General features: G+C 62.0%; 18 protein-coding genes and 1 pseudogene. 10 read left to right on the forward strand and 9 right to left on the reverse strand.

The window, feature by feature from the left end:
* The 8 genes and pseudogenes from phnX to AC4FAH_RS06065 all read right to left on the reverse strand — a co-directional run.
* The coding region (gene phnX, locus AC4FAH_RS06030; RefSeq protein WP_490245770.1) for a phosphonoacetaldehyde hydrolase at positions 1 to 644 on the reverse strand (644 nt) is incomplete at its 3' end.
* A 13-nt stretch (positions 645 to 657) separates the two neighbouring features.
* Positions 658 to 1,797, reverse strand: coding sequence for a 2-aminoethylphosphonate--pyruvate transaminase (locus AC4FAH_RS06035; RefSeq protein WP_287020456.1), 1,140 nt, complete (start codon positions 1,795 to 1,797; stop codon positions 658 to 660).
* Positions 1,798 to 1,845: 48 nt separating this feature from the next.
* Positions 1,846 to 3,534 (reverse strand): putative 2-aminoethylphosphonate ABC transporter permease subunit, encoded by a 1,689-nt coding sequence (locus AC4FAH_RS06040; protein ID WP_474373470.1) that lies wholly within the window; start codon positions 3,532 to 3,534, stop codon positions 1,846 to 1,848.
* Positions 3,534 to 4,757: a putative 2-aminoethylphosphonate ABC transporter ATP-binding protein gene (locus AC4FAH_RS06045; protein ID WP_287020454.1), complete on the reverse strand. Its 1,224-nt coding sequence runs from the start codon at positions 4,755 to 4,757 to the stop codon at positions 3,534 to 3,536. Before AC4FAH_RS06045 ends, AC4FAH_RS06040 begins: the two co-directional genes overlap by 1 nt.
* 62 nt (positions 4,758 to 4,819) lie before the next feature.
* Entirely contained in the window at positions 4,820 to 5,866 is a 1,047-nt protein-coding gene (locus AC4FAH_RS06050; RefSeq protein ID WP_286987810.1) for a putative 2-aminoethylphosphonate ABC transporter substrate-binding protein, read from the reverse strand.
* 144 nt (positions 5,867 to 6,010) lie between these two features.
* Complete coding sequence (locus tag AC4FAH_RS06055; protein ID WP_287020453.1) at positions 6,011 to 6,724, reverse strand: UTRA domain-containing protein; 714 nt, start codon at positions 6,722 to 6,724, stop codon at positions 6,011 to 6,013.
* A 335-nt stretch (positions 6,725 to 7,059) separates the two neighbouring features.
* Positions 7,060 to 7,692, reverse strand: coding sequence for a putative quinol monooxygenase (locus AC4FAH_RS06060; protein ID WP_286987814.1), 633 nt, complete (start codon positions 7,690 to 7,692; stop codon positions 7,060 to 7,062).
* Positions 7,693 to 7,988: 296 nt separating this feature from the next.
* Positions 7,989 to 8,438: pseudogene (locus tag AC4FAH_RS06065) on the reverse strand (PAAR domain-containing protein).
* Between the two features lie 593 nt (positions 8,439 to 9,031).
* Between AC4FAH_RS06065 and AC4FAH_RS06070 the strand changes: the two are divergent.
* Positions 9,032 to 10,723 carry a sodium:solute symporter family protein gene (locus AC4FAH_RS06070; RefSeq protein ID WP_175090550.1) on the forward strand — a complete coding sequence of 564 codons (1,692 nt, stop codon included), beginning with the start codon at positions 9,032 to 9,034 and terminating at the stop codon, positions 10,721 to 10,723.
* A gap of 53 nt (positions 10,724 to 10,776) precedes the next feature.
* Entirely contained in the window at positions 10,777 to 10,905 is a 129-nt protein-coding gene (locus tag AC4FAH_RS06075; RefSeq protein WP_284727478.1) for a putative transporter small subunit, read from the forward strand.
* A gap of 264 nt (positions 10,906 to 11,169) precedes the next feature.
* On the opposite strand, the gene AC4FAH_RS06080 is transcribed toward AC4FAH_RS06075, so the two are convergent.
* Positions 11,170 to 12,669, reverse strand: coding sequence for a carbohydrate porin (locus AC4FAH_RS06080; RefSeq protein ID WP_490245771.1), 1,500 nt, complete (start codon positions 12,667 to 12,669; stop codon positions 11,170 to 11,172).
* A 416-nt stretch (positions 12,670 to 13,085) separates the two neighbouring features.
* Here AC4FAH_RS06080 and AC4FAH_RS06085 point away from each other — a divergent pair, with 416 nt between their 5' ends.
* The 8 genes from AC4FAH_RS06085 (at position 13,086) to AC4FAH_RS06120 (ending at position 23,921) form a co-directional block, all read left to right on the forward strand.
* A complete protein-coding gene (locus tag AC4FAH_RS06085) occupies positions 13,086 to 14,354 on the forward strand; it encodes an ABC transporter substrate-binding protein (protein WP_286987819.1) in 1,269 nt (422 codons plus the stop codon).
* 15 nt (positions 14,355 to 14,369) lie between these two features.
* The gene (locus tag AC4FAH_RS06090) at positions 14,370 to 15,344 is read left to right on the forward strand and encodes a carbohydrate ABC transporter permease (RefSeq protein ID WP_175090552.1); all 975 of its coding nucleotides are present in this window, start codon (positions 14,370 to 14,372) and stop codon (positions 15,342 to 15,344) included.
* A gap of 11 nt (positions 15,345 to 15,355) precedes the next feature.
* Positions 15,356 to 16,198 (forward strand): carbohydrate ABC transporter permease, encoded by an 843-nt coding sequence (locus tag AC4FAH_RS06095; protein WP_084208934.1) that lies wholly within the window; start codon positions 15,356 to 15,358, stop codon positions 16,196 to 16,198.
* A 26-nt stretch (positions 16,199 to 16,224) separates the two neighbouring features.
* Positions 16,225 to 17,865: an alpha-glucosidase family protein gene (locus tag AC4FAH_RS06100; RefSeq protein ID WP_286987845.1), complete on the forward strand. Its 1,641-nt coding sequence runs from the start codon at positions 16,225 to 16,227 to the stop codon at positions 17,863 to 17,865.
* A gap of 45 nt (positions 17,866 to 17,910) precedes the next feature.
* Positions 17,911 to 19,017, forward strand: a complete 1,107-nt coding sequence (locus AC4FAH_RS06105; protein ID WP_175090554.1) for an ABC transporter ATP-binding protein — start codon at positions 17,911 to 17,913, stop codon at positions 19,015 to 19,017.
* Between the two features lie 151 nt (positions 19,018 to 19,168).
* The gene (locus AC4FAH_RS06110) at positions 19,169 to 20,818 is read left to right on the forward strand and encodes an alpha-amylase family glycosyl hydrolase (RefSeq protein ID WP_490245772.1); all 1,650 of its coding nucleotides are present in this window, start codon (positions 19,169 to 19,171) and stop codon (positions 20,816 to 20,818) included.
* 38 nt (positions 20,819 to 20,856) lie between these two features.
* The gene (locus AC4FAH_RS06115; protein WP_432704829.1) at positions 20,857 to 22,524 is read left to right on the forward strand and encodes an alpha-amylase family glycosyl hydrolase; all 1,668 of its coding nucleotides are present in this window, start codon (positions 20,857 to 20,859) and stop codon (positions 22,522 to 22,524) included.
* 125 nt (positions 22,525 to 22,649) lie between these two features.
* On the forward strand, positions 22,650 to 23,921 hold the full coding sequence (locus AC4FAH_RS06120) for an ABC transporter substrate-binding protein (protein ID WP_024950908.1): 1,272 nt from the start codon (positions 22,650 to 22,652) through the stop codon (positions 23,919 to 23,921).
* The last annotated feature ends 83 nt before the right edge of the window (positions 23,922 to 24,004 follow it).

A 24,004-nucleotide genomic window follows, 5' to 3' on the forward strand; every position in this document is an offset into this window, starting at 1 on the left:
CCCATGGCGTTGCCGGAGCAGGTCAGCGCGACCGTCCACATGCCGGCACTGCGACCTTCCAGCAGCCCCGGCGCAGTGTCATCCACCTTCACGCAGGCCGCCACGTCAGTGATGCCCAGCGCGATGACATTGGCCAGAGACTGCGCCGGAGAGGGTCGCCCTTTGGGCACCTCATCAGTGGCCACGACATGATCCACCACCAGCCCATTGCCCTTGCCCCGTGCGACCACCTGCTCGAGCACCTCGCGGGGGTAGCCGGAGCAGGAGCCGATCTTGATGCCCTTGTCGCGCAACCCGTTGATGACCTCCAGCGCGCCGGGAATCAGTGCGGAGTGCGCCCCGATCTTGTCGATCTGCAGCGGCATGAAGCGCTCATAAAGCGCCGTGACATCGGCATCACTGGGGGCGTGGCCACAGGCTGCCTCGAAACGGGCCGCGATCGCTGGGTCATCACACAGGGTGCGGATGTGTTCCCATTTGCCCATGCCCATCGGGCCGCGCGCCTCTTCCAGACTGATGGCCACGCCGATTTCCGCGAAGGCCTCGACGAAGATCTGGGTCGGCGCGAAGGAGCCGAAATCCACCAGGGTGCCGGCCCAATCGAAGATGGCAGCCTGCAGACGATCCGGGGTGTGATATTGCATGACAGTTCTCCAGTCAGTTGAGTGCGACAGCGTCAGCGCACGGGTGGGCATCGTCGACACCCAGGGTGGCCAGCGCGTCATCCACGGCGGCCAGAAGTTGATCCATCACGCGGACATCCAGCTGTCCGATGCTGCCGATGCGAAAGCTCTCCACCTCGGTGAGCTTGCCCGGGTAGATGATGAAGCCACGTGCCTTGAGCTCGGCGTAGAAACGTGAAAAGTCGAAGTCGGAGTGTGCCGGGCTCAGGAAGGTGGTGATGATCGGCGACAGCCAGGCATCGTCGAGCAGGGTCGTGAAGCCGCGCTGACGCATGCCTGCCACCAGTCGCTGCATGTTGGCGCGATACCGGGCGTGGCGGCCCGCGATGCCGCCCTCCTCGGCGTGTTCCTTAAGCGCCTGGTGGAACGCCGCCACTACGTGAGTCGGCGGGGTATAACGCCATTGCCCGGTGCGCTTGAGGTACTGCCATTGATCGTGCAGGTCCAGCGACAGCGAGTGACTACGTCCCTGTGCCGCCTGCAGCGCATCACGCCGAGCGATCACGAAGCCGAACCCCGGCACCCCTTCGAAGCATTTGTTGGCCGAGGAGATCAGCGCCAGAAACGGGGTACGTTGCGCATCGATCTCCAGCGCCCCGAAGCCACTCATCGAATCGAGGATCAGCTCACGACCATGTGCTGCCACCACCTCGGCGATGGCCGCCACCGGATTGAGCATCCCGGAGCTTGTCTCGCAGTGAATCATGGCGACATGACCGATCTCGGGACTTGCCGCGAGTCTGTCGGCCACGGCCCTGGCACACGGCGCCTCGGCATCGCCCCACGCCAGTACGTCGCAGTCGCGCCCCATGCGGGTCAGTAGACTGACCAGCCGCTTGCCATAGGCGCCATTGACCAGCACCAGCGTCGTACTCGTCGGCTCGATCAGACTGCCCAGCGCCGCCTCGACCGCGAAGGTACCGCTGCCCTGCATCGGCACGCACTCATGGTGCTCACTGGCATTGGCACAGCGGAGCAACTGCTGGCAGATCTCGGCGGTCTTGGTGTTGAAGTCCTGATCCCATGAGCCCCAGTCCTTCATCATGGCGGCCTTGACGCTCGCACTGGTGGTCAAGGGCCCGGGAGTCAGCAGGTACGGTTGTTGAATACTCATTGGTATATACCAGTTAATTTGCACAAAAAAAAGACGACCAACGGCGTATCAGGTCGCCTGTCGCCAGCGTTGGGCACGGGTCAACAGCAGATGACTGACCACCGCATGCAGCAGCTTGACGCCCAGACAGGTGAAAAAGATCAGCACTGCCATGGCGGCCGCGCTGGCGAAGTGCCCGGCTTCGTCGAGATGCATCACCGCGATGGAGGCCAGTCGGGTATCGCTGTTGTAGAGAAATACCACCGCCGAGACGGTCGTCATCGCGTTCATGAACAGATAGGCCGAGATATCCAGCACTGACGGCAGGGACACCGGCAAGGTGATGCGGCAGAGGGTCTTCCAGAACGGTACCTTGAGTGAGGCACCGACCGCCTCGAATTCCGGATCAAGCTGCTTGAGCGCAGTCACCGAGGTCAGGTGGCAGACGGTATAGAAATGCACCAGGGTGTTGAGCACCAGAATCGCGAAGGTGCCGTAGATCCAGTTCAGCGGGTTGTCGGCCTTGTTGAAGTAGAAGATGTAGGACAGACCCAACACCATGCCCGGCACGGCCATCGGCATCATCGCCATGAAGTGCAGCCCCTGGCGCAGCGGACGATAACCCTGACTCTTCTCGGTCAGCCAGGCATTGAAGAAGATGACCAGCGTGCCGATCAAGGTGACCCAGAAGGCCAGCGTCAGCGAGTTGAGCCACGCGTCCCAGCCACCGCCCGCCAGCGCCTTGAAGGCGTAGTGATCCAGGGTCAGGCTCAGGTTGTAGGGCCAGAACTGCACGAGCGAGGCATAGATGGCGGTGGCGATCACGGCCAGAATCGCGGCGGCCACGCCGTAGCAGAGCAGCGCGAAGACCCAGTCACGCAGCGGGCTTGGCGTCGGCTGCCAGGGAACGGCGCGCGCCGAGAGCTGCGCGACCTGACGGCGCTGGATCCAGCGGTCCACCGCGAAGGACAGCAAGGCCGGCAACAGCAGGATGACGCTGACCACCGCGCCCATCTGGAAGTTCTGCTGCCCCACCACCTGACGATAGACATCGGTGGCCAGCACACTGAACTGCCCGCCGATGATCTTCGGCACGCCGAAATCGGTGATCGCCAGTGTGAAGGCCACGAAGGCACAGGAGATGATGCCGTAGCGCGCCCCCGGCAAGGTGATGGTCAGAAAGCTGCGCCATTTGGGCGTTCCCAGCGCATCCGCGGCTTCATAGAGACGGGCATCGCTGTTACTGAGCGCCGTCATCATGATCATCAGCGCATGCGGGAAGATCCAGAAGGTCATGCCCATCACGATGCCGATGGGGCCGTAGATGCTCCCCCCCAGCAACGCTTCCTTGAACCAGCCCTGATTGCCGAACAGATACACCAGACTGATGGCTGGCAGCAGTGACGGTGCCAGTAGCGGCAGGATGGACAGCATGCGGAAGACGCGCTTGCTCGGCATGCAGGTGCGGGTGATGCCGTACGCGCACAGGAACGCCAGACTCACCACCGTCAGGGTACTGATCAGCGCGATGCTGACGGAATTGATGATCGAGCCGACCAGCGCCGGCGTCTGCACATAGCGCGCGAAGTTGGCCAGGCCGACGAAGTCGCCGCTGCGGTCCTGCACGCTCTTGATCAGCATGGTGGCCAGCGGCAACAGCAGCCCGATGACCAGCAGCGCCAGGGCCAGCAGCAACATCAACAGACGCAAGCCGGACTCGCCTGACAGCCTTCCCGACAAGGGCAATGCACGCGCCATCATGCCTGCGCCTCCACCAGCGGGTACAGGCGGATCGCCTCGGACGGCAGACGCACACCCACCCGGGCACCGACCCGCACGCCCAGTGACTCACTGTCCTTGAGCGCCACATCCGCCGACAGTGTCTGCCCACAGCCCTCAAGCGTCAGAGTGATACGCAGGAAGGCGCCGAGAAACTCGACGTGCTCCACCTGCGCCGGCAGCCCCTCACCCACTGCGCACAGCGAGACGGCTTCCGGGCGAATGGCCAGACGCGCCTGATCCAGCCCCTCAAGATCATGCGCCGCGCATTCCAGACGCTGCTGACCCAGACGCAGAGTACTGGCGTTCTCGGGACAGCATTGCAGGAAGTTCATGCTGCCGATGAATTCGGCCACGAAGGCGCTCGCCGGCTGACGATAGATCTCGGCGGGGGTGCCGATCTGCTCGATCACACCATGGTTCATCACCACGATGCGGTCCGCCATGGCCAGGGCCTCTTCCTGGTCGTGGGTCACCATGATGGTGGTGACGCCCAGCCGAGCCTGCAGCGCCTTGATCTGACTGCGCAGATGCAGGCGTACGCGCGCATCCAGTGCTGAAAGCGGCTCATCGAGCAACAGCAGCCCCGGCTCGGTCGCCAGTGCCCGCGCCAGTGCCACGCGTTGCTGCTGGCCCCCGGACAGGGCCGCCGGATACTTGCCTTCACTGCCGGCCAGGTCCACTAGGGTGAGCAGCTCCGTCACGCGCCGGCGCATCGCGTCACGCGCATCGCGCCGATTGCGTAGCCCATAGGCCACGTTGTCGAACACCGTGAGATTGGGGAACAGCGCATAGGACTGGAAGACGATGCCGAAGTCGCGCGCCTGCGGCGGCAGCCGCGAGATGTCCTGGCCGCGCTGGTGGATGGTGCCTTCGCTCTGCGGCGCAAGCCCGGCGATGGCGCGCAGCAAGGTGGTCTTGCCACAGCCGGAGGGGCCGAGGAAGCACACGAATTCGCCTTCGCGGATCGCGAGGTCGATCTCGCTCAGGGCCGTGAACTGGCCATAGCGCTTGGTGAGACCACTGATCTTGAGGTGGATGCTGTCTGACGACGCAGAACGCGTGGTGAGTGCCTGAGGCGATGCGTTACGCGCAGGCGCCCGGGCTGCAGGGGCGGATACCGCGCGAGGCGAGGCGCCGGTAGTCGCTGGCGGCGCTTGACGCGAGGCGTGATGACGCGGGGGTGCGGTCACAAGAGACATGCGAGAAACTCCCGACCCCGGCGCAAGGCGCCGGGGCAATGACGAAGGTGGCTGGGCGTGACTTACTGACTGTCGGACTTGCCGTCGTAACGGCGCTGCCATTCGGCGAGCACTGCATCCCGCTGGTTGGCCGCCTTGGCAAAGTCAGCCTCGATCATCATCTCGGTGATATTGGCCGGATAATGCTCGATCGGCTTGGCCACCCCCGGATAGGCCACGACCGCATAGCCTTCGTTGTAGAGTTCATTGGCCGGCTTGGACACGGCCCAATCCATCAGTGTCTGCGCCGCCTCACGCTTGTCGGTGCCCTTCATGATCGCCGCGGCTTCCATGTCCCAGCCCAGCCCTTCCTCGGGGAAGACTAGGTCCACCGGTGCGCCCTGTGCCTTGAGGCGCGCGCCTCGGAAGGCGAAGGACACACCGACCACGGCCTCGCCGGAACCGGCCAGGTTGCAGGGCGCGGAGCCTGAGTGGGTGTAGCGGGCGATATTGTCGTGCAAGCGGTCCATGTAATCCCAGCCGCCCTCGTCACCCCACAGCTGCAACCAGCTGGCGACATCCAGATAGCCGGTACCGGAAGAACTCGGGTTGGGCATGATCACGTGGCCCTTGAACTCGGGACGCGTGAGGTCTTCCCAAGACGTCGGCTTGGGCACTCCCAGTCGCTCACCTTCGACGGTGTTGTAGCAGAGCGAGGCGACCCAGGCGTCCATCCCGACCCAGGACGGGTCCTTACCATCCCGGTAGGCAGGGTCGACGAACTTGGTATCCAGCGCCTCGACTCCCTTGGGGGCATAGCGTGCCAGCATGCCTTCCTTCTCGAGCACCAGCAGGCTGGTCGCGGCCAGGCCCCACACCACATCCGCCTGCGGGTTGTCCTTCTCGGCAAGCAATCGTGCGGTGATCACGCCCGTGGAGTCGCGTACCCATTTGATGTCGATATCCGGATGCGCCTGCTGGAAGCGCTCGGCATATTTCTGCAGATCATCGGACTCCACCGCGGTATAGACGGTGAGCTCGGTGGCCGCCTGGGCATTGAGGGAAACGACCAGACCAACGGCACTGGCCAGCAAGGAACGGGTGAGGAAGGAACGGGTCAAGAAGGACATCGGGACTCTCCAACGCTTGGAATGAATGGCTCTCGCCATCTGGTATATACCAAGAGTATGAGCGTGCCGAATGACACCCCCGTGACAGTCAGTTGAAGGCCCAGTGAAACAGTGTTACCTCATATAGTGTCCTGCAGCGCGGGTTCAGGGCTTGTTCTTGAGCGTGACGGTGATGCACAGCGCATTGTGCAGCCAGCGCTCTTCGTCATAGCCGATGGGACGATGCTGCTCATCGAAGGTAGCGCGACGCACGGTCAGACCGGGGCTGCCCATGGCGACCCCCAGCTCCCGGGCGGCCTGCTCCCCCAGCGACTCGGAGTAGAAGCGCAGCTCACGATGGGCCAGCGTCAGGCCGTAGCGCCCACGCAGCTCCGCCCACAGTGACACCCCGAACTGGCCCTCCTCGAGCAGTCCCGGGGCGCGCTCCGGCACCACCCACATCGACTCGCTGAGCACAGCGCGCTCATCCACGAAACGCCGGCGGCGAATATGATAGAGCGGTGCCTGGGCCGCCAGTCCCAGCGCTTGCGCAGCCGGTGGGTAGGCCTGAACATCGGTCAGCAGCACTTCCGTCCGTGGCCGCCGCCCCTGCGCCGTCACATAGTCATTGAAACCGGAGTCACGCGTGGGGTCGTAATCCAGCCGCGGCGGCGACACGAACCACCCACGCCGATTGCTGCGATGAATGCGCCCTTCTCCCTCCAGCTGCCCCAACGCCTGACGCAACGTCACGCGCGTGGTATCGAAGCGCTCGGCCAGCACGCGTTCCGAGGGCAATCGCCCATCTTCAAAGGCATCAGGGTCCTTCAGCTGTTCGCGCAGGCGATCGGTAAGGTGGAGGTAATACGCATCACTCATGACGAGGGGTCCTGACCAAAGATGAAGGGGTTGCCACTACCGGGTAATAACACGGCGCCGCTTGCCCCGCCGGCGAAGAAAATGCCCGGGACTCTGCGCCGCCAAACGGCTGGACGCTCCAGAAACTATCACATTCGCGTGACTCGCACTGGCCTGCCAGCTTACGTGCCGCTGGCGCTGCAGGGTTTCATGACAGCCGCCTGGTTGAGCTCACAGGCGTGGATGGCGGTGGGATGACACGCTGATGTTCAAGGAGGGGGTGAACGGACAATGCGCAGCCTCTAAAGACTGCGCATCGCATGGGTAAACAGGAAACGAATGACCGGCGGGAGAACTCAGAACTCGCTGACGATATTCAGGTACTGCTGCATGTCCCCGACCATGGCCTGCTCCAAGAGCTTGCCTGTCTCGATGGCATAGGGCTGCTGGAAGTGAATGTCCCACAGGTCTGACTCCGTGCGCCAATGCTCGTATATCACCAGCGTGTCGTCCTGCCCGTCGATGGTATACAGATCAAACACGAGATTGCCCGGCTCCTCACTGCGCGTCTTCGCCACATGCGTGGTGAATTGCTGCAGCAATCGAGCGCGATATTCTTCCTTGATCTTGAAGATGAAGAAGATACTGAATACCTCATCTTCCGGCTGCACGTGCCTGGGGTTCGCCTCATGCAATGGCGCCGGGTCAGTATCGTTCAAGGGCATCACCTCGAATGGCGATGCCAACGCCGTGTCAGCCAGTTTCAGCAGGGCTTGCGCGTATGGCTGATTCACATGTGCCTGATGAGCTTCGGCGCTTGCCCAGCGCTCGTAGGCGAAGATGGTGGTGGGAGAATCCTTGGCCGCGAAGAAACGCATTTCCAGCATCTCCGGTTCAGCCGCTGAGCCCAGCTTGTTGTCAGCCAAGGCCTGCTTGAAGGTAGCGAGTTGTTCGGGCTCGACGTCAAATTTCACGATCAAGGTGAGCATGGAGATGCCCCTTATAGTCAGTGGTTGTCATAGGCCCAACGGCAAGAGCTGTTACGTCACGTGGCAGCAGGTCTGTCTCGGGAAGTGACTGACACTATCTCTCGCTGCCTGGCTGAAAAACCCGCGGCGCAGAGAAAGACTTTCAATGAAACCTTGAACGTGAATACAGCCCCTTCCTCTGCAATGCGCCGCTTGAAACAAGAGACTGCGGCCTCACGCAGATTCAGAACGAAAGATCCCGCAGGCAGGGCTACAGGATCAACGAATACAGACAACTCATCGACCAGCTCACGTCCTCATCCCAGGCCCTGCTTGCCACTCGCGGCAGAGATCAGCGCCGCCCCACATGACGTGTGACAGCCGTGAAACGCTACCGGCTTGCCATTCAAGCTGATGGTGGGATGCCCCTAGATGATGCTGCAGATGCTGTGGCCATCCTTGGGACACCTTACCATGACCCCCACCACTGCCACCGGCTTGCCCTCCAACAGATAGTTGGACTGGGCATACACCACCTTGCCGCCATGTGTGGTGCTATCACCTGGCACTATAACGCCATCGCCGGAACTGAGCATCCGAGACCCTACAGCTGGGCCGCTTTGAAGACTCGCTCTCCCATGTGTCAACGTCCTCTTCCACGCCGAGTCAGCCGTTGCTTGGGCCATTGAGGGAGTCTTTTCCTCAAGCATTGGACAAGAAATACGCATGACGTAATGACAACGATTTATTTCACTTTCTGGCACCATTCAGAACACTCAGCAAATAAACACAACTCATGCCGAGTAATATTATTTATATAATACGTCATGTCTTTCATGCTGCTCTGGCACGTGTCACGCAACTGAACATCGTCGCACCCGCTCGTCCAATCATCGTTGAGGTGAATGAGAGGCAAGCTTTCCCCGCCAGGGTGTGGACATTGACATGCGCATAATTTATCGTTGCCAACGAATTTGATAACGAGAAAAAATAAAAACACCGTTTTGCCAAGCTTGGGGCTGACCAACAACTCGCATCAGCGCCCTTGCAAGGCTTGACCGATAACAAGGACGCGTATGCGATATCATTATTCCGATGAAGGCAGATGCATGCCACGCCGCCCTCCCCCAAGTTCCCGCCTGACCGGGAAGTGCCACCAACTCCGTCTTCATTGACCGAGATTGCCGATTATTGATGACGCGGCCCACGTGCTGCGCTGGATGCCATTTGCTTGAGCAAATGACGCAGAACTACGTCCACGGCTAAGAACCTTCCCCTCCTTACTCGTCGCTATCGACAACCGTTTGCCCTTAGGCGACTGCGTTGCGTAGCGCCCTGTTTCCCTACCGAGGGCCAGTTCTTGAATAACGAATCGCTATATCAATTCTCTACCCTGACTGTCGTACTGCTGCTGCTTGCCTTCTATGGCGGCACCTACCTGATGACGCTGGGGATCCGCAAGAAAAATGAAGATGCCGATGCCTTCATGGTCTCCAACCATCGCGTTGGCTTCGGCATGGGCGCGGCAAGCATGACGGCTACCTGGATCTGGGCGGCCTCCTTCTATGCCGCCGCCACCTCCGGCTATACCTATGGTGTCTCAGGGCCGATCCACTATGGCCTGTGGGGTGCACTGATGATTCTGTTCATCTACCCCTTCGGTCGCCGCTTCCGCAAGCTGGCGCCCAATGCGCATACACTGGGCGAGCTGATCCATGCGCGCCACGGCTCCTCCAGTCAGCTGATTCTGGCGCTCTCCAACCTGCTGGGTAGCGTGATCAGCCTGATGGTCAACTTCACCGCCGCCGGGGCGCTCGTCTCCGTGCTCTCACCGCTGTCCTTCCAGGCAGGCGTGATCATGGCGGGTGTGGGGGTGCTGTTCTACACCCTGTGGTCCGGCTTCCGCGCCTCGGTACTGACCGACTTCGCGCAACTGGTTGCCCTGATGGCGATCGCCATCGTGATCATTCCAGCGGTGTTCTTCGCCATGGGCGGCCCGACGGAGCTGGTCGCTGGCCTAGATAATCTGACGCCTGAGCAGGCCAACTTCTTCTCGACGGATGCCATCCTGAACCAGGGGGCGCCCTTCTTCGTCGCTGTACTGGCCTATGCGATCGGTAACCAGACCATTTCCCAGCGCCTGTTCGCCGTCAACGAAGACCACATCAAGCCGACCTTCCTCACCGCGACGCTGGGCTATGGCGCCATCGTCATCGGCCTGGGCATGATTGGCCTGATGGCACTGACACTCGGGGTGGAGCCGCTCAACGGCGACATGAACAACCTCATCCCGCAGATGGTGTCCGAGTATCTGCCGCCGTTCTTCATCGCGCTGTTCTTCATTCTGGTGATCGGCTCGCTGTCCTCTACCGCGGATTCCGACCTTTCCGCGCTATCCGCCATCATCATGGCTGATGTCTATGGCAAGAATATCGCCCGCGGCAAGCCAGACCCGAAGCGCATGCTCTTCATCGGCCGCTTGACCATGATCATCGCCACAGTGCTGGGCATCGTCTTCGCCAGCTTCTCACTGGATATCCTGGTGATGCTGGTCTTCGTCGGGGCTCTGTGGGGCGCGATCGTTTTCCCGGTCATCGCCAGCTGCTTCTGGAATCGCGTGACCAACACCGCCTTCACCACGTCGGTCATCGTCGCGATGGTGATGTTCTGCCTGGCACGCTTTGAACTGGTGCCGCTGACGGGCATGAGCGGCCTGTTCTTCGAGCTGCTCGCCAGCATCGGCGGCGGCGTGATCATCGGTCTGATGGTATTCGGCTTCCTGGGGCGCATTCTCGGCATCATCGCTGCTGTCGCCGCCATGATCGCCATGCTGATCTTCGCGACCGACTTCCTGCGTGACTACACCGTTCTGCTCGCCTCACTGACCGCTTACGGCACCAGCACTCTGGTGTGTGTGGTCATGAGCCTCGCCAGCCGCCAGGAGCGCTTCGACTTCGACACCATCACCGCACGTGTCGGCAACTATGACGAAGCACTCGACGCAGACGACCACAAGACTTCAGCGCCCAACCAGCCACAGCCGGCGGCCTGAGCCTCGCATGAAGCTGGATAACGTCTGAAGACGGACAACAGGAGACATGCCCCATGACATTGCTTTTCGCTACCTATGTACTGATATGGCCAGCACTCACCCTGGCGGTATTGACCGTCATCTGTCGCGCGGTCGCACGTGATCGTCGCATCGCACGTGAAGAAAAGCGCGAGCTGGTATGAAGCTCTTGGCGTAATGTGACGCCATGAACGCAAAAGCCCGCCTCTGGAATGTACAGAGGCGGGCTTTTTTACAGCTTACCGAAGAATAGCCTATCTATCACACCTGCTCGACGATCCACTCATGCGCGGGGTCATTCTTGAACTTCCAGACCCGCTTGGGGCCGGCACTGTCGTTGAGACCACGCTGGCCATCAGAAAATCGAGCACATTTCCACGGGCAAGATCGAAACACTGGCAGGCGATGACGGTCTTAGCACCCTGCTCCTAGAACCATACCTCGCTCTGGACACCGAAGGCCCATTCGCCTCCCGTAAAGCCTGCACTCCCGAGGGCATCGTCTTCGGAGTAATCATTGAGCTCTTCATCCCAGTCACTCCAGGACGCGAACAAGCGAATTTCCGGACGCTTCCAGAAGCCACCGACTTCAGGCTTGAAGGTCGGTGCAATGGTGAACTTGCGATACCCGCCTTCCACGGCATTGCCTGTCGAGCCGGGGTCCAGGTCCATCCATTGATAGCTCAGCTCGTACTGCATCTCGAAATTCGTCGTCAGCTCATTGGCCAGACGCGCATTGAAGGTCGCCCAGGAATACTCATCTCCGTCGTCGTAGCGATCTTTGCTCACCTCTGCCAGAACGGCTGGTGCGAAGCGCCACTTGGGTGCGAGATAGGTCGTGCCGTAAAGCCCCAGACGAGTAGAAGTGGCGTCATCCGTCAGGTTCCCGTCAGCCCCGATGACCTTGGTCTCCGCGCCGAGCCCGCGACCATGCAGCACGGCGGCCTTGAAGCTGCCATCGGCGAGGCCAAAGAAGCTGTCGCCATGGTAGGCCAGCATGGTGTGGAAGCCGGAATCGGCCGCTTCGACCCCCGTGTCCATGGCGCGCTCTTCATTGTCTGCCGCCGACAGGGCACTGACCATCCACTGCCAGTGGCCGACATAGTTGTTCATGGTGAACGTCAGGTTGTCGGTATTGCCGCCAGTATCGGAGTCCTCTGTCGGGTATTCACTGTAACTGCGCCCGTAGACCGAGAAGTTGGCTTTCCAGTCATCGGCAAGCTGAACGTCGTAGATACCTGCGCCGGTCCCGGCGAGGAAGATGAAATCGCTGTCTAGCCAGTGGATATCGAAGTTGTCCCGATCGAAGCGCTTGCCCGCCCAGATGGAGGAGTTCTCGAAGGCGCCGGTAAAGCTCGGCAGATCGCTCAACTCCACGAAGACCTGTCGTACGTTCAGACTGGACTCGTCCGAGGTCCAGTCGTTACTGGTCTCTACTCCGTCGGCAATCATGGTGCGGTAAAGCGCCTTCGTCCCGTTGTCGTAGCGGGTCTTGTAGTTGAATACCGACTCGACGTAGGTGTCGGGCTCGTTCCCCAGCCGCCCGACCGCCCCGCCCACCGAGCCCGCCGGCGTGAGATAGGGGCCGCCTTCGATGCTCTTGCCTCCTTCGCCGATCAATAGCCCAGAGCGAGCATAGGCATTGAAGGAGAAACCTTCTTCGCCACTGGCCTGGCGCTCGACGGCCGCCAGACGCTCTTCGAGGTCCTCGGTCTGCGCGGTCACGCGCGCGGGTTGATCAGCCTCATTCGACTGGCGCTGAACGGCCATCGCGCGCTCTGCCTCGGCGGCGCGACGCTCAGCCGCTCTGGCCCGTTGTTCGGCGTCATCGATACGCTGTTCCAGCTCTGCGAGCCGCGCCTCGATATCGCCTGTCCCGTCGGCATTGGCGAGTCCACTGGTGCTCATGACCGCTATGGCAACGGCCATGACAAGTGGGGTCTTGAGCGGGTGCTGAGGGGGAGTTGTCATGTTGAAGAGAGCCTTGTTGTTGTTGACGAATCACTCGCTTGGCGATGATCAGCGAAGTGGCGCCTTCGTCATTGGCGTTGTCGTAGGCGCCATATTCACTTAATCGTTTAAGACCCTAGTGGCAATCTGGCCTCTCAGACACACGACTTATGTCGAAATTCGACCAAAGGGGAGCGATCACCGCGTAAAACTCCCATTTTTGGCGACATATCGGTGACAGTAAGACCAAAGTTCAGGTTGCGGATATCGACGCCAATCGTTTGACTGTGACTACGCCTTAATCGATTAAGAAGCCACCATCGGACGACGTTGTGACTCTCCCCCACCCAGTCGTCCGATGCGGGTCAAACAACAACAAGTGACGAGGATCCACCATGCAACGCAAGACGCTAATCGCCTCAAGCTTCGCCCTGCTGGGAGCGGCCACCACCGCCCCTGCGATGGGCGCGGACCTGACCATCTCCTGCGGTGCGGTCGGGGCCGAACTGGAATTCTGTGAACAGGGCGTCGCTGCCTGGGAAGACAAGACCGGCCATGAGGTCGATATCGTCTCCACGCCCAATTCCTCGACGGAACGCCTCTCGCTCTACCAGCAGATTCTGTCAGCGCAGTCCGGTGACATCGACGTCTTGCAGATCGATGTGGTCTGGCCGGGCCTGCTCGGCAATCACCTGCTTGATCTGCACCAGACGCTCGGCGAAAAGGCATCGCAGGGCCACTTCAAGACCATCATCGACAACAACACGGTCGATGGCCGCCTGGTGGCCATGCCCTGGTTCACGGATGCCGGGGTGCTCTACTACCGCAAGGACCTGCTGGAGAAATACGGGTTCGCACCTCCCGAGACATGGCAGGAGCTGACAGAGACTGCCACGCAGATCCAGGCAAAGGAACGCGAGGCCGGCAGCGAGAAGATGTGGGGTTACGTCTTCCAGGGGCGTGCCTATGAGGGCCTGACCTGCAATGCGCTGGAATGGGTCGCCAGCAACGACGGTGGCGCCATTGTCGATGCCGATGGCGAGATCACCGTCGACAACCCCAATACGGCCTCCGCTCTCGACCTGGCCGCCAGCTGGATCGGCGAGATCACCCCGCAGGGGGCGCTCAATTATTCCGAGGAAGAAGCCCGCGGCATCTTCCAGTCCGGCAACGCCGTCTTCATGCGCAACTGGCCCTACGCCTGGTCGCTGACCCAGAGCGATGACAGCAAGGTGGCTGGCAAGGTCGGAGTGGTCAAGCTGCCCCACGGCGCCGAGGGAGAAAGCGCGGCGGCGCTGGGCGGCTGGAACCTGGCGGTCTCGAAGTACAGCGAGAACCCCGAGCTCGCCTCGCAGCTGGTGGCCTTCCTCACCGGTGAGTCCGAGCAGAAACGCCGGGCCATCCAGGCCGCCTACAACCCGACCCTCACGGCGCTGTATCAGGACGAAGAGGTGCTCACCGCCGTGCCCTTCTTCGGCACGCTCTACGACACCTTCACCAATGCCGTGGCACGTCCGTCTGCCGTCACCGGTGACAACTACGGCCAGGTCAGTAACGCCTTCTTCAATGCGACCCACAGTGTGCTGAGCGGCGAGCAGAGCGGCGCCCAGGCCGTGGCTCAGCTGAAGGGCGAGCTGGCTCGCATCAAACGTCGTCGCTGGTAACCCGGGAGGTTTCGCATGACAACCACGCTCAATGAGTCAGTGCCGACGGACACGCCCTCGGCCCGGACCCGCAAACGCGGCACCAAGGTCAGACGCCAGCGGGTACGTGCGGCCTGGACCTATCTCGCGCCGATGCTGGTCGCGCTGGCCCTGGTGGCCGGCTGGCCACTGCTGAGAACCTTCTACCTCAGCCTGACCGATGCCTCGCTCTCGGACACGACCGGCGCCGCCTTCATCGGCTTTGAAAACTATCTCGTGAAGGACGACGGCGTCTGGTACGGCCTGCTGGCTGACCCGGTGTGGTGGAATTCCGTCTGGAACACCGTCTATTTCAGCGTCATCTCGGTGTCGTTGGAAGTCGTCTTCGGCATCATCGTGGCCCTGCTGCTCAACGCCGAATTCAAGGGGCGCATGCTGGTCCGCGCCGCGGTGCTCATCCCCTGGGCCATCCCGACCATCGTCTCCGCCAAGATGTGGGCCTGGATGCTCAATGACCAGTTCGGGATCATCAACCACCTGCTGATGGGGCTGGGGCTGATTGATGCGCCCCTGGCCTGGACGGCGGATGCCGATCTGTCGATGTGGGCCGTGATCATGGTCGATGTCTGGAAGACCATCCCCTTCGTGGCACTACTGGTACTCGCCGCGCTGCAGATGCTGCCCAAGGACTGCTATGAGGCCGCCGAGGTCGATGGCATCCACCCGGTGAAGGTGTTCTTCCGTGTCACCCTGCCATTGATCACCCCGGCCCTGCTGGTCGCTGTGATCTTCCGCCTTCTCGATGCACTGCGCGTCTTCGATGTCATCTATGTGCTGACCTCCAACTCGTCGAGCACCATGACCATGTCCATCTACGCCCGCCAGCAACTGGTGGAGTTCCAGGACGTGGGCTACGGCAGTGCCGCCTCCACGATGCTGTTCCTGATCATCGCGCTGGCCGTCGTGGTCTACCTCTACCTTGGCCGCCGCCAACTGGGAGTGGAGAAATGAATCAGACTCCGATGAACCGCTACCAGCTGACCCGACTCGCCAAGCATGTCGGCAAATGGGCCTTGATCGCCATCATCATCGTCTACGCCGTGTTCCCCTTCTATTACGCGGTGATCACCTCACTGAAACCGTCCAGTGAGCTGTTCGAGGTCAACTACTGGCTGACCTCTCTGGACTTCAGCAACTATGCCCAGATCTTTGCGCAGAAGAGCTTCCTACAGGCGATCGGCAACTCGATCCTGATCGCCTTGAGCGTCGTGTTGATCGCGCTGCTGCTGGGCATCACCGCCTCCTATGCGCTGGGGCGCGTGCGCTTTCGCGGCCGCTCCACCGTGATGCTGATCATCCTCGGGGTCTCGATGTTCCCTCAGGTCGCGGTGCTCTCCGGGCTGTTCGAGGTGATTCGCAGCCTGAATCTCTACAACAACCCCGGTGGCCTGATTCTCAGTTACACCATCTTCACGCTGCCCTTCACCGTCTGGGTACTGACGACCTTCATGCGTCAGCTGCCCATGGAACTGGAAGAGGCCGCGATCATGGACGGCGCCACACCGTGGGAGACCATCACCAAGGTCTTCCTGCCCCTGATGTGGCCGGCCATGGCCACCACCGGGTTGCTCGCCTTCATCGCGGCCTGGAACGAGTTCCTGTTCGCCTTGACCTTCACGCTGACCGACAGCGAACGCACCGTGCCGGTCGCCATCGCCCTGATCTCCGGCGGCAGCCAGCATGAGCTCCCCTGGGGCCCCATCATGGCCGCCTCCGTCACCGTCACCATACCGCTGGTCATCCTGGTGATGATCTTCCAGCGCCGCATCGTATCCGGCCTGACCGCCGGCGCCGTCAAAGGATAATTTTCATGTCATTGCTCGAAGCCCAAATGCAGACCTCCTCCAACTGGTGGCGCGGTGGCGTCATCTACCAGATCTACCCGCGCAGCTTCCTGGACAGCAACGGCGACGGGATCGGCGATCTGCCGGGCATCACCGCCAGACTCGATTACGTGGCCTCCCTGGGCGTGGATGGCATCTGGCTGTCGCCCTTCTTCACCTCTCCGATGCTCGACTTCGGGTATGACATCAGCGATTACCGTGATGTCGACCCGATGTTCGGCACCCTGGAGGACTTCAAGGCCCTGCTGGAGCGCGCTCACTCGCTCAATCTCAAGGTCATGATCGACCAGGTGATCAGCCACACCTCCGACCAGCACCCCTGGTTCCAGCAAAGCCGTCAGGACCGCACGAATGACAAGGCCGACTGGTTTGTGTGGGCAGACCCCAAGCCCGATGGCACGCCGCCCAACAACTGGCTGTCGATCTTCGGCGGCTCGGCCTGGACCTTCGATTCGCGCCGCCAGCAGTATTACCTGCATAACTTCCTGACCAGCCAGCCCGACGTGAACTTCCATCACCCGGAGGCCCGTCAGGCTCAGCTCGACAACATGCGCTTCTGGCTGGAACTCGGCGTCGATGGCTTCCGACTGGATACCGTCAACTTCTACTTCCACGATCAGGCTCTGCGCGACAATCCGCCAGTGCCAGCAGGCGAAGCCAAGACACTGGGCGCGCCGGATTCCAACCCCTATACCTGGCAGCGCCACGTCTATGACTTGAGCCGCCCGGAAAATCTCGACTTCCTGAGAGACCTACGTGCCCTGATGGATGAATACCCCGGCACCACCACGGTCGGTGAAATCGGTGACGACAAGCCGCTGGAGCGCATGGCGGAATACACCGCTGGGGGCGACAAGCTGCACATGGCCTACGGATTCGATCTGCTCAATGCGCCGCATTCCGCAGGCTATATCCGAGAAGTCATCGAGCGCTTCCAGCGCCTGGCCGGTGATGCCTGGCCATGCTGGGCCCTGTCAAACCACGACGTGGTGCGCAGCGCCACCCGTTGGGGGGCCCACGAAGACCCGGTGTCCTACCCCAAGGTCGCCCTGGCCATGGTGTTGTCACTGCGCGGCAGCGTCTGCCTCTACCAGGGTGAGGAGCTGGGCCTGCCAGAAGCCGAGGTGCCCTTCGAGCGTATTCAGGACCCTTACGGCAAGGTGCTGTGGCCGGAGTTCAAGGGCCGTGATGGCTGCCGGACCCCCATGCCCTGGCGTCAAGCGGCGCAAGGGGACTTCTCAAGTGTCGAGCCTTGGCTACCGATCGATGAGCGCCACCTGCCACTGGCCGTGGCCAACCAGGAAGACGACGCTAACTCTGTGCTTCATGCCACGCGGATTCTGCTGAACTTCCGCCGTCAGCATCCGGTCTTGCGTGAGGGGGACATTCAACTGGTCGACGTGGGGGACGAGCTTCTGGGCTTCCTGCGTGAGCATGACGGTCAGCGCATGCTGTGCCTGTTCAATCTCACAGGCACTGAACTAAGTACCGCGCTGCCGCAAGCCTACGCAGGCGGCGCGCGTCTTCTCAAGGGCACGGGTTTCACTGCCGAACTGGATGAGGCTCAGCCCCAGACAGCGCGCCTGGTACTGCCGCCCTATCAGGCTGCCTTCCTGGCACTCGACTAACCTTCTTTCGAAAGCCGGTGCCGAGCACCGGCTGGGAGTCGCAAGATGACAAGCGTAACCCTCTCCAAGATCAACAAGACCTTCGGCAGCACGCACATCATCAAGGACCTGGACCTGAAGATCGGCAGCGGAGAATTCGTGGTCTTCGTCGGGCCGTCAGGCTGTGGCAAGTCGACCTTACTGCGCCTGATCGCCGGGCTGGAATCGATCACCGAGGGTGAGATGCATATCGCCAACGATCTGGTCAATGACCTCCCCCCGCGTGAGCGCGGCGTGGGCATGGTCTTCCAGTCCTATGCCCTCTACCCGCACATGACGGTGTACGAGAACATGGCCTTCGGCCTCAAGCTTGCCAAGACCGACAAGGAAAGCGTCGAACAACGCGTGATGGAGACGGCGCGCATCCTTCAGCTCGAGGAGTTGCTGCACCGCAAGCCCAAGGCGCTTTCCGGCGGCCAGCGACAGCGCGTCGCCATGGGGCGCGCCATGGCGCGTGAGCCGAAGATCCTGTTGTTCGATGAGCCGCTCTCCAACCTGGATGCCTCACTGCGGGTGCAGATGCGCAATGAGATCGCCCGCCTGCACCACCGCCTGGGCTCCACCATGGTCTACGTCACCCACGACCAGGTCGAAGCCATGACCCTGGCCGACAAGATCGTGGTACTGCGTGATGGCCGTATCGAACAGGTCGGCAGTCCCCAGACACTTTATCAGGCACCGGCGACCCGCTTCGTGGCCGGCTTCATCGGCTCCCCGACCATGAACTTCCTGCCGGCGGAGCTATTGAGCAGCGATGCCAATAACTGTCGCATCACGACGGCCGGGATCGGCGAGCTGGGCCTGCCTCGCGATGCCGGTAGCGAGCGCGTTGGTAGCCGTCTGATGCTGGGGGTTCGTCCCGAACACCTCTGCCTGGAAGAGGCCCGTGGCGACAACGCCTTCGAGATCGTCAACGTCGAGTACCTGGGCAACGAAGTCTATGTCTATCTGGATCCGAAAGTCGGCGACAGCCTGCTGATCCACCGCAGTGAAGCCCCCAGTCAGTGGAAGATCGGCCAACGCGTCGCGCTGGTGCCGGACCTGGAGCACGTGCATCTCTTCGACAGCCAGGATCGCGCGCTGAGCCTGACCCAGCAACGCCAGGCAGCCTGACGTTCAGGGCCTGTTCTGCAGGGCTTTTTCTCGAGGGCCTGGCAGCCAGGACTGAGTGTCCAGCGCCTGCTCACGGCGCCTCAGGCCAACCGCTTCATTCTCCGCAAGGACCCCACGGGCGGGAGCCATGGTTCCCGCCCAGGAGACTCGCATGTCCACGATTCGAGACACCCAGGTGTCGGCCCACGATTGGTGGCGCGGCGCCGTCATCTATCAGATCTACCCGCGCAGCTTTCAGGACAGCAATGGCGATGGCATCGGTGATCTGCCGGGCATCCTCGAGCGCCTGGATCACATCGCCTCGCTGAATGTCGATGCGATCTGGCTATCCCCCTTCTTTACCTCGCCCATGAAGGACTTCGGCTATGACATCAGCGACTATCGCGATGTCGACCCGATGTTCGGCACCCTGGAGGACTTCGACCGTCTGGTCGAGGCAGCGCATGCGCGCGGCCTGAAAGTCATCATCGATCAGGTGCTCTCACACACCTCCGACGCCCACCCGTGGTTCGAGGAAAGCCGCCAGAGCCGCGATAACCCGCGCGCCGACTGGTATGTCTGGGCAGACCCCAGACCCGATGGCGCACCGCCCACCAACTGGCAATCGATCTTCGGGGGCTCCGCGTGGCAATGGGACACTCGCCGCTGCCAGTACTACCTGCACAACTTCCTGATCGAGCAGCCGGACCTCAACTTCCATCACCCCGAAGTCGTGACGGCCATTCTTGAAGAAGTGCGATTCTGGCTGGAGCGGGGGGTGGATGGTTTCCGCCTGGACGCCATCAACTTCTGCACACATGGTGAGCTAAAGGATAACCCGCCGCGGCGTGAGATCGCCGAGGGCTTCATTGGCGTGCGCCCGGACAACCCCTACGGCTATCAACAACATCTTCACGACAAGACCCAACCCGAGAACCTCGCCGTTCTCGAACGGCTGCGGAGTCTGCTCGATGAATACCCCGGCACCACCAGCGTTGGCGAGGTCGGCGACGATGACTCCTTGCGCGTCATGGCCGAGTACACCCGGGGCGACCAGCGGCTGCACATGGCCTATTCCTTCGATCTGCTGACCGAGAACGCCTCACCCGGCCACCTCCTGGCGACCCTACAGACGATGGAAGCGCAGATCGGGGACGGCTGGCCGTGCTGGGCGCTGGGAAATCACGATGTCACACGTCTGGCAACGCGCTGGGACGCCGAAGCCTCGCCGGCGCGCCTGCGCCTCTATCTCGCCTTCCTGCTGACCCAGCGCGGCAGCGTCTGTCTGTATCAGGGCGAAGAACTGGGGCTGAGTGAAGCCCAGCTACGCCATGACCAGTTGGTGGACCCCGCCGGCATCACCTTCTGGCCACGCTACAAGGGACGCGACGGCTGCCGGACGCCCATGCCGTGGCAGGCCGGTGAGTCACATGCGGGCTTCTCTCGCGTGTCTCCCTGGTTGCCGGTTCCCGACTTCCATCATGCCTTGGCCGTCGACCATCAGGAACACGACCCGGCATCGCTGTTGAATGCCAGCCGGGAGCTGCTCGCCTTCCGCCGCCGTCACCCCGCCCTCAGCCGAGGAGAGATCCACTTCCACTCGCTGCATGAGGAAGTCATCTGCTTCACGCGTCTCTCAGGCGGCGAGTCGTTGCTGATCGCGCTCAACTTCTCTGCTCAGGCCCTGACTCTGGAGACCGCCTGGCGAGCGGAAGCCCTCGAGGATGCCCCCGGCATGATCAATGGTCACTGGCAGGCAGGTCGCCTGACGCTGCCGCCCCACGGCGTTGCCATCGCGCGCTGTGTTGGCGAGGTGCACTGAATCTCCCGCTTGCCGATCACGCGACTCACAAGGAGGTCATGATGACCCTGTCTCAACTCGATCCTCACGCACGCCTCGACTGGTGGCGTGGTGCCACGATCTATCAGATCTACCCCCGCAGTTTCATGGATGCCAACGGCGACGGCATCGGCGACCTGGCCGGCATCATCGAGCGCCTGCCCCATGTGGCCAGCCTCGGCGTGGATGCCATCTGGCTGTCCCCCTTCTTCACCTCGCCGATGAATGATTTCGGCTATGACGTCGCGGACTATCGGGATGTCGACCCGATGTTCGGCCACCTGGAGGATTTCAAGCACCTGGTCTCGCAAGCCCACCAGCTGGGGTTGCGCGTGATCATCGACCAGGTGCTGTCTCACAGCTCCGATCAACACGTCTGGTTCCAGCAAAGCCGTCAGGACCGCCACAACGCCAAGGCCGACTGGTATGTCTGGGCCGACCCGCTCCCGGATGGCAACCCGCCCAACAACTGGATGGCAGCCTTCAGTGGTCGCGCCTGGAGCTTCGATGCCAAGCGTCGCCAGTACTATCTGCACAACTTCCTGGCCAGTCAGCCGGATCTGAATTTCCATCATCCCGAGGTGCGCCAGGCGCAGCTGGACAACCTGCGCTTCTGGCTGGATCTGGGGGTGGACGGCTTCCGCTTCGACGTCGTCAATTACTACTTCCATGACCGCGCCTTGACCGACAACCCGGCGATGGCGCGCGAAGGCGTCAACCCGGGCAACCCGCAGAGCTATCAGCGGATGCAGCACAATATCGAGCAACCGGAGAATCTGGCGTATCTGGAGCGCATCCGCGACCTGCTCGATGAGTACCCGGGCACCACCAGTGTCGGCGAGATCGCCGGCAATGACCCTCTCCCGACCATGGCTGCCTATACCGCCGGCCAACGCCGCCTGCACATGGCCTACACCTTTGACCTGCTCAACAGTGATGGCGATGCCCGCGCGCTTTACGACGTGCTGACGCGCTTTGCCGAGCAAGGCGAAGACACCTGGCCTTGCTGGGCCCTGTCCAATCATGACGTGGAACGCAGTGCGACCAGCTGGGGAGAATCGCGCGCCCTGCTCGCCCTGACGGTGTTGTGTTCGCTGCGTGGCAGCCTGTGCCTCTATCAGGGAGAAGAACTGGGGCTTCCCGAAGCGGAGCTGGCCTTCGAGGACCTGCAGGACCCCTTCGGCATCAACCTGTGGCCCGAGATCAAGGGCCGCGATGGCTGTCGCACGCCGATGGTCTGGGATGACAGCCTGAACGGTGGGTTCAGCCGCTGCGCGACGAAGTCCGGCGTTGAGGCCACGCCCTGGTTACCGGTCTCCCCACGCCAGTTGCCATTGTCGGTGGCGCAGCAGGAAAACCGTGATGACAGCTTCCTGTCGCGAGCACGTCGCCTGCTGCGCTATCGCGGGACCAGCCAGGTGCTGCGCGAGGGTGATCAGACCCTGATTGCCCCCGAGCGGCTCCCGGACAACGTCTTCGCCAGCGTGCGCCAGCATGGAGCGCAACGCTTGCTGTGTCTGGCACACCTCGGGACAGGCGATACGCCGAGCGTGATCGACCCGAGTCAACTGGCGCCAGATATCACCACCTGGACCACCCTCGAGATCGCCGGTGTCACGGCGACACACGCCTCTCACCACCCCCTGTCGCTGATGCCAGGCAGCGCCATGTGGCTCGCCCTCAACTGACGCCTGGCAGATTCGATGCTTCACGGGATGCTCGGTGGATGACGGTCATCCCGGACGCCGCAACAACAATCACAATGATGGAGTCGCACGCCATGCCTTCTGTTATCAGCACCCCACGCCAACGGATGCTCACGACCCTCAAGGGTAGCGCCGGTGCCCTGTTGTTGAGCGGGGCCTCATTGACGGCACCCCTCGCACTGGCCACCGAGGTCACGATTGCCTGTGGCCCTGGCGGAGATTCCGACATGTGCCCGGAGCTCGCCCAGCAATGGGCTGAGCAATCCGGCAATCGTGTCAATGTGATCTCCACTCCCAACGACACCACCGAGAAGCTCTCGCTGTATCAGCAGCTGCTGAGCAGCGGCTCCAGTGACATCGACGTGCTGATCGTCGACATGGCGTGGCCAGGGCTGCTCGACGATCACCTGGTCGACCTTTCCCGCTATCTGCCCGACGACGCCACCGAGGGCTTCTTCCCCGCGCTGGTCGACAACGGCACCGTAGAGGGACGTCTGGTGGCCATGCCCTGGTACACCGACGCAGGCGTGCTCTATTACCGCAAGGACCTGCTGGAAAAATACGACCAGCAGGTGCCGGAGACCTGGCAGCAACTCACCGAGACGGCGCGCACGATCCAGGCGGCGGAACGTGACGCCGGCAATGCCGATTTCTGGGGATACAGCTTCCAGGGGCGCGCCTACGAGGGGCTGACCTGCAACGCACTGGAGTGGGTCGCAAGCCAGGGCGGCGGCACCCTGGTGGATGATGCCGGTGAGGTCACCATCGACAACTCGCGCGCCGCCGAGGCACTCGATCTTGCCGCCTCCTGGATCGGCAGCATCGCTCCGGAAGGTGCGCTGAATCATACCGAGGAGGAGTCACGTGGGTTGTTCCAGTCGGGCAATGCGCTGTTCCTGCGCAACTGGCCCTATGTCTGGAAGCTCAGCCAGGCCGAGGGCAGTCCGGTGGCAGGCAAGGTCGGCATGGCCCCCCTCCCGCATGGCCCGCAGGGCGAGTCACGCGCAACCCTGGGCGGTTGGAATCTTGCGGTATCACGCTACTCGGAGCACCCACAGGCCGCAGCGGAGCTGGTCGCCTACATCACCGCCGCCCCGCAGCAAAAGGCCCATGCCATGAAGATGGGGCGCAACCCCACCATCGAACACCTCTATCAGGATGACGAGGTGCTGGCGAGCAACCCCTCGATGGGGGAGCTCTATGAAGCGCTCAGAACCGGCGTCGCGCGCCCGGCCTCGGTGACGGGCGATGCCTACGCTCGCGTCTCCAATGCCTTCTTCAACCGCACCCATCAGGTGCTGTCGGGCGAGGAGACCGGTGCTCAGGCGGTGGAAGCGCTCGGGAGAGAACTCACCCGCATCGGACGCCGCGGCTGGTAACGCCAACGGCCTCACCCCGCCAGGCCTTGCGCCTGCAGACTGATGACGCCCGGAAGGTCTCGCGCAGAGACGCGGGGCCTTTC

It is taken from the genome of Cobetia sp., assembly GCF_983723665.1.

Excerpts from the sequence above, each read along its gene's own strand:
- AC4FAH_RS06035 (WP_287020456.1), bottom strand. The coding sequence starts at position 1,797 with ATGAGTATTCAACAACCGTACCTGCTGACTCCCGGGCCCTTGACCACC.
- AC4FAH_RS06040 (WP_474373470.1), bottom strand. The coding sequence starts at position 3,534 with ATGGCGCGTGCATTGCCCTTGTCGGGAAGGCTGTCAGGCGAGTCCGGC.
- AC4FAH_RS06045 (WP_287020454.1), bottom strand. The coding sequence starts at position 4,757 with ATGTCTCTTGTGACCGCACCCCCGCGTCATCACGCCTCGCGTCAAGCG.
- AC4FAH_RS06050 (WP_286987810.1), bottom strand. The coding sequence starts at position 5,866 with ATGTCCTTCTTGACCCGTTCCTTCCTCACCCGTTCCTTGCTGGCCAGT.
- AC4FAH_RS06055 (WP_287020453.1), bottom strand. The coding sequence starts at position 6,724 with ATGAGTGATGCGTATTACCTCCACCTTACCGATCGCCTGCGCGAACAG.
- AC4FAH_RS06060 (WP_286987814.1), bottom strand. The coding sequence starts at position 7,692 with ATGCTCACCTTGATCGTGAAATTTGACGTCGAGCCCGAACAACTCGCT.
- AC4FAH_RS06075 (WP_284727478.1), top strand. The coding sequence starts at position 10,777 with ATGACATTGCTTTTCGCTACCTATGTACTGATATGGCCAGCACTCACC.
- AC4FAH_RS06080 (WP_490245771.1), bottom strand. The coding sequence starts at position 12,669 with ATGGCCGTTGCCATAGCGGTCATGAGCACCAGTGGACTCGCCAATGCC.
- AC4FAH_RS06085 (WP_286987819.1), top strand. The coding sequence starts at position 13,086 with ATGCAACGCAAGACGCTAATCGCCTCAAGCTTCGCCCTGCTGGGAGCG.
- AC4FAH_RS06090 (WP_175090552.1), top strand. The coding sequence starts at position 14,370 with ATGACAACCACGCTCAATGAGTCAGTGCCGACGGACACGCCCTCGGCC.
- AC4FAH_RS06095 (WP_084208934.1), top strand. The coding sequence starts at position 15,356 with ATGAACCGCTACCAGCTGACCCGACTCGCCAAGCATGTCGGCAAATGG.
- AC4FAH_RS06100 (WP_286987845.1), top strand. The coding sequence starts at position 16,225 with ATGCAGACCTCCTCCAACTGGTGGCGCGGTGGCGTCATCTACCAGATC.
- AC4FAH_RS06105 (WP_175090554.1), top strand. The coding sequence starts at position 17,911 with ATGACAAGCGTAACCCTCTCCAAGATCAACAAGACCTTCGGCAGCACG.
- AC4FAH_RS06110 (WP_490245772.1), top strand. The coding sequence starts at position 19,169 with ATGTCCACGATTCGAGACACCCAGGTGTCGGCCCACGATTGGTGGCGC.
- AC4FAH_RS06115 (WP_432704829.1), top strand. The coding sequence starts at position 20,857 with ATGATGACCCTGTCTCAACTCGATCCTCACGCACGCCTCGACTGGTGG.
- AC4FAH_RS06120 (WP_024950908.1), top strand. The coding sequence starts at position 22,650 with ATGCTCACGACCCTCAAGGGTAGCGCCGGTGCCCTGTTGTTGAGCGGG.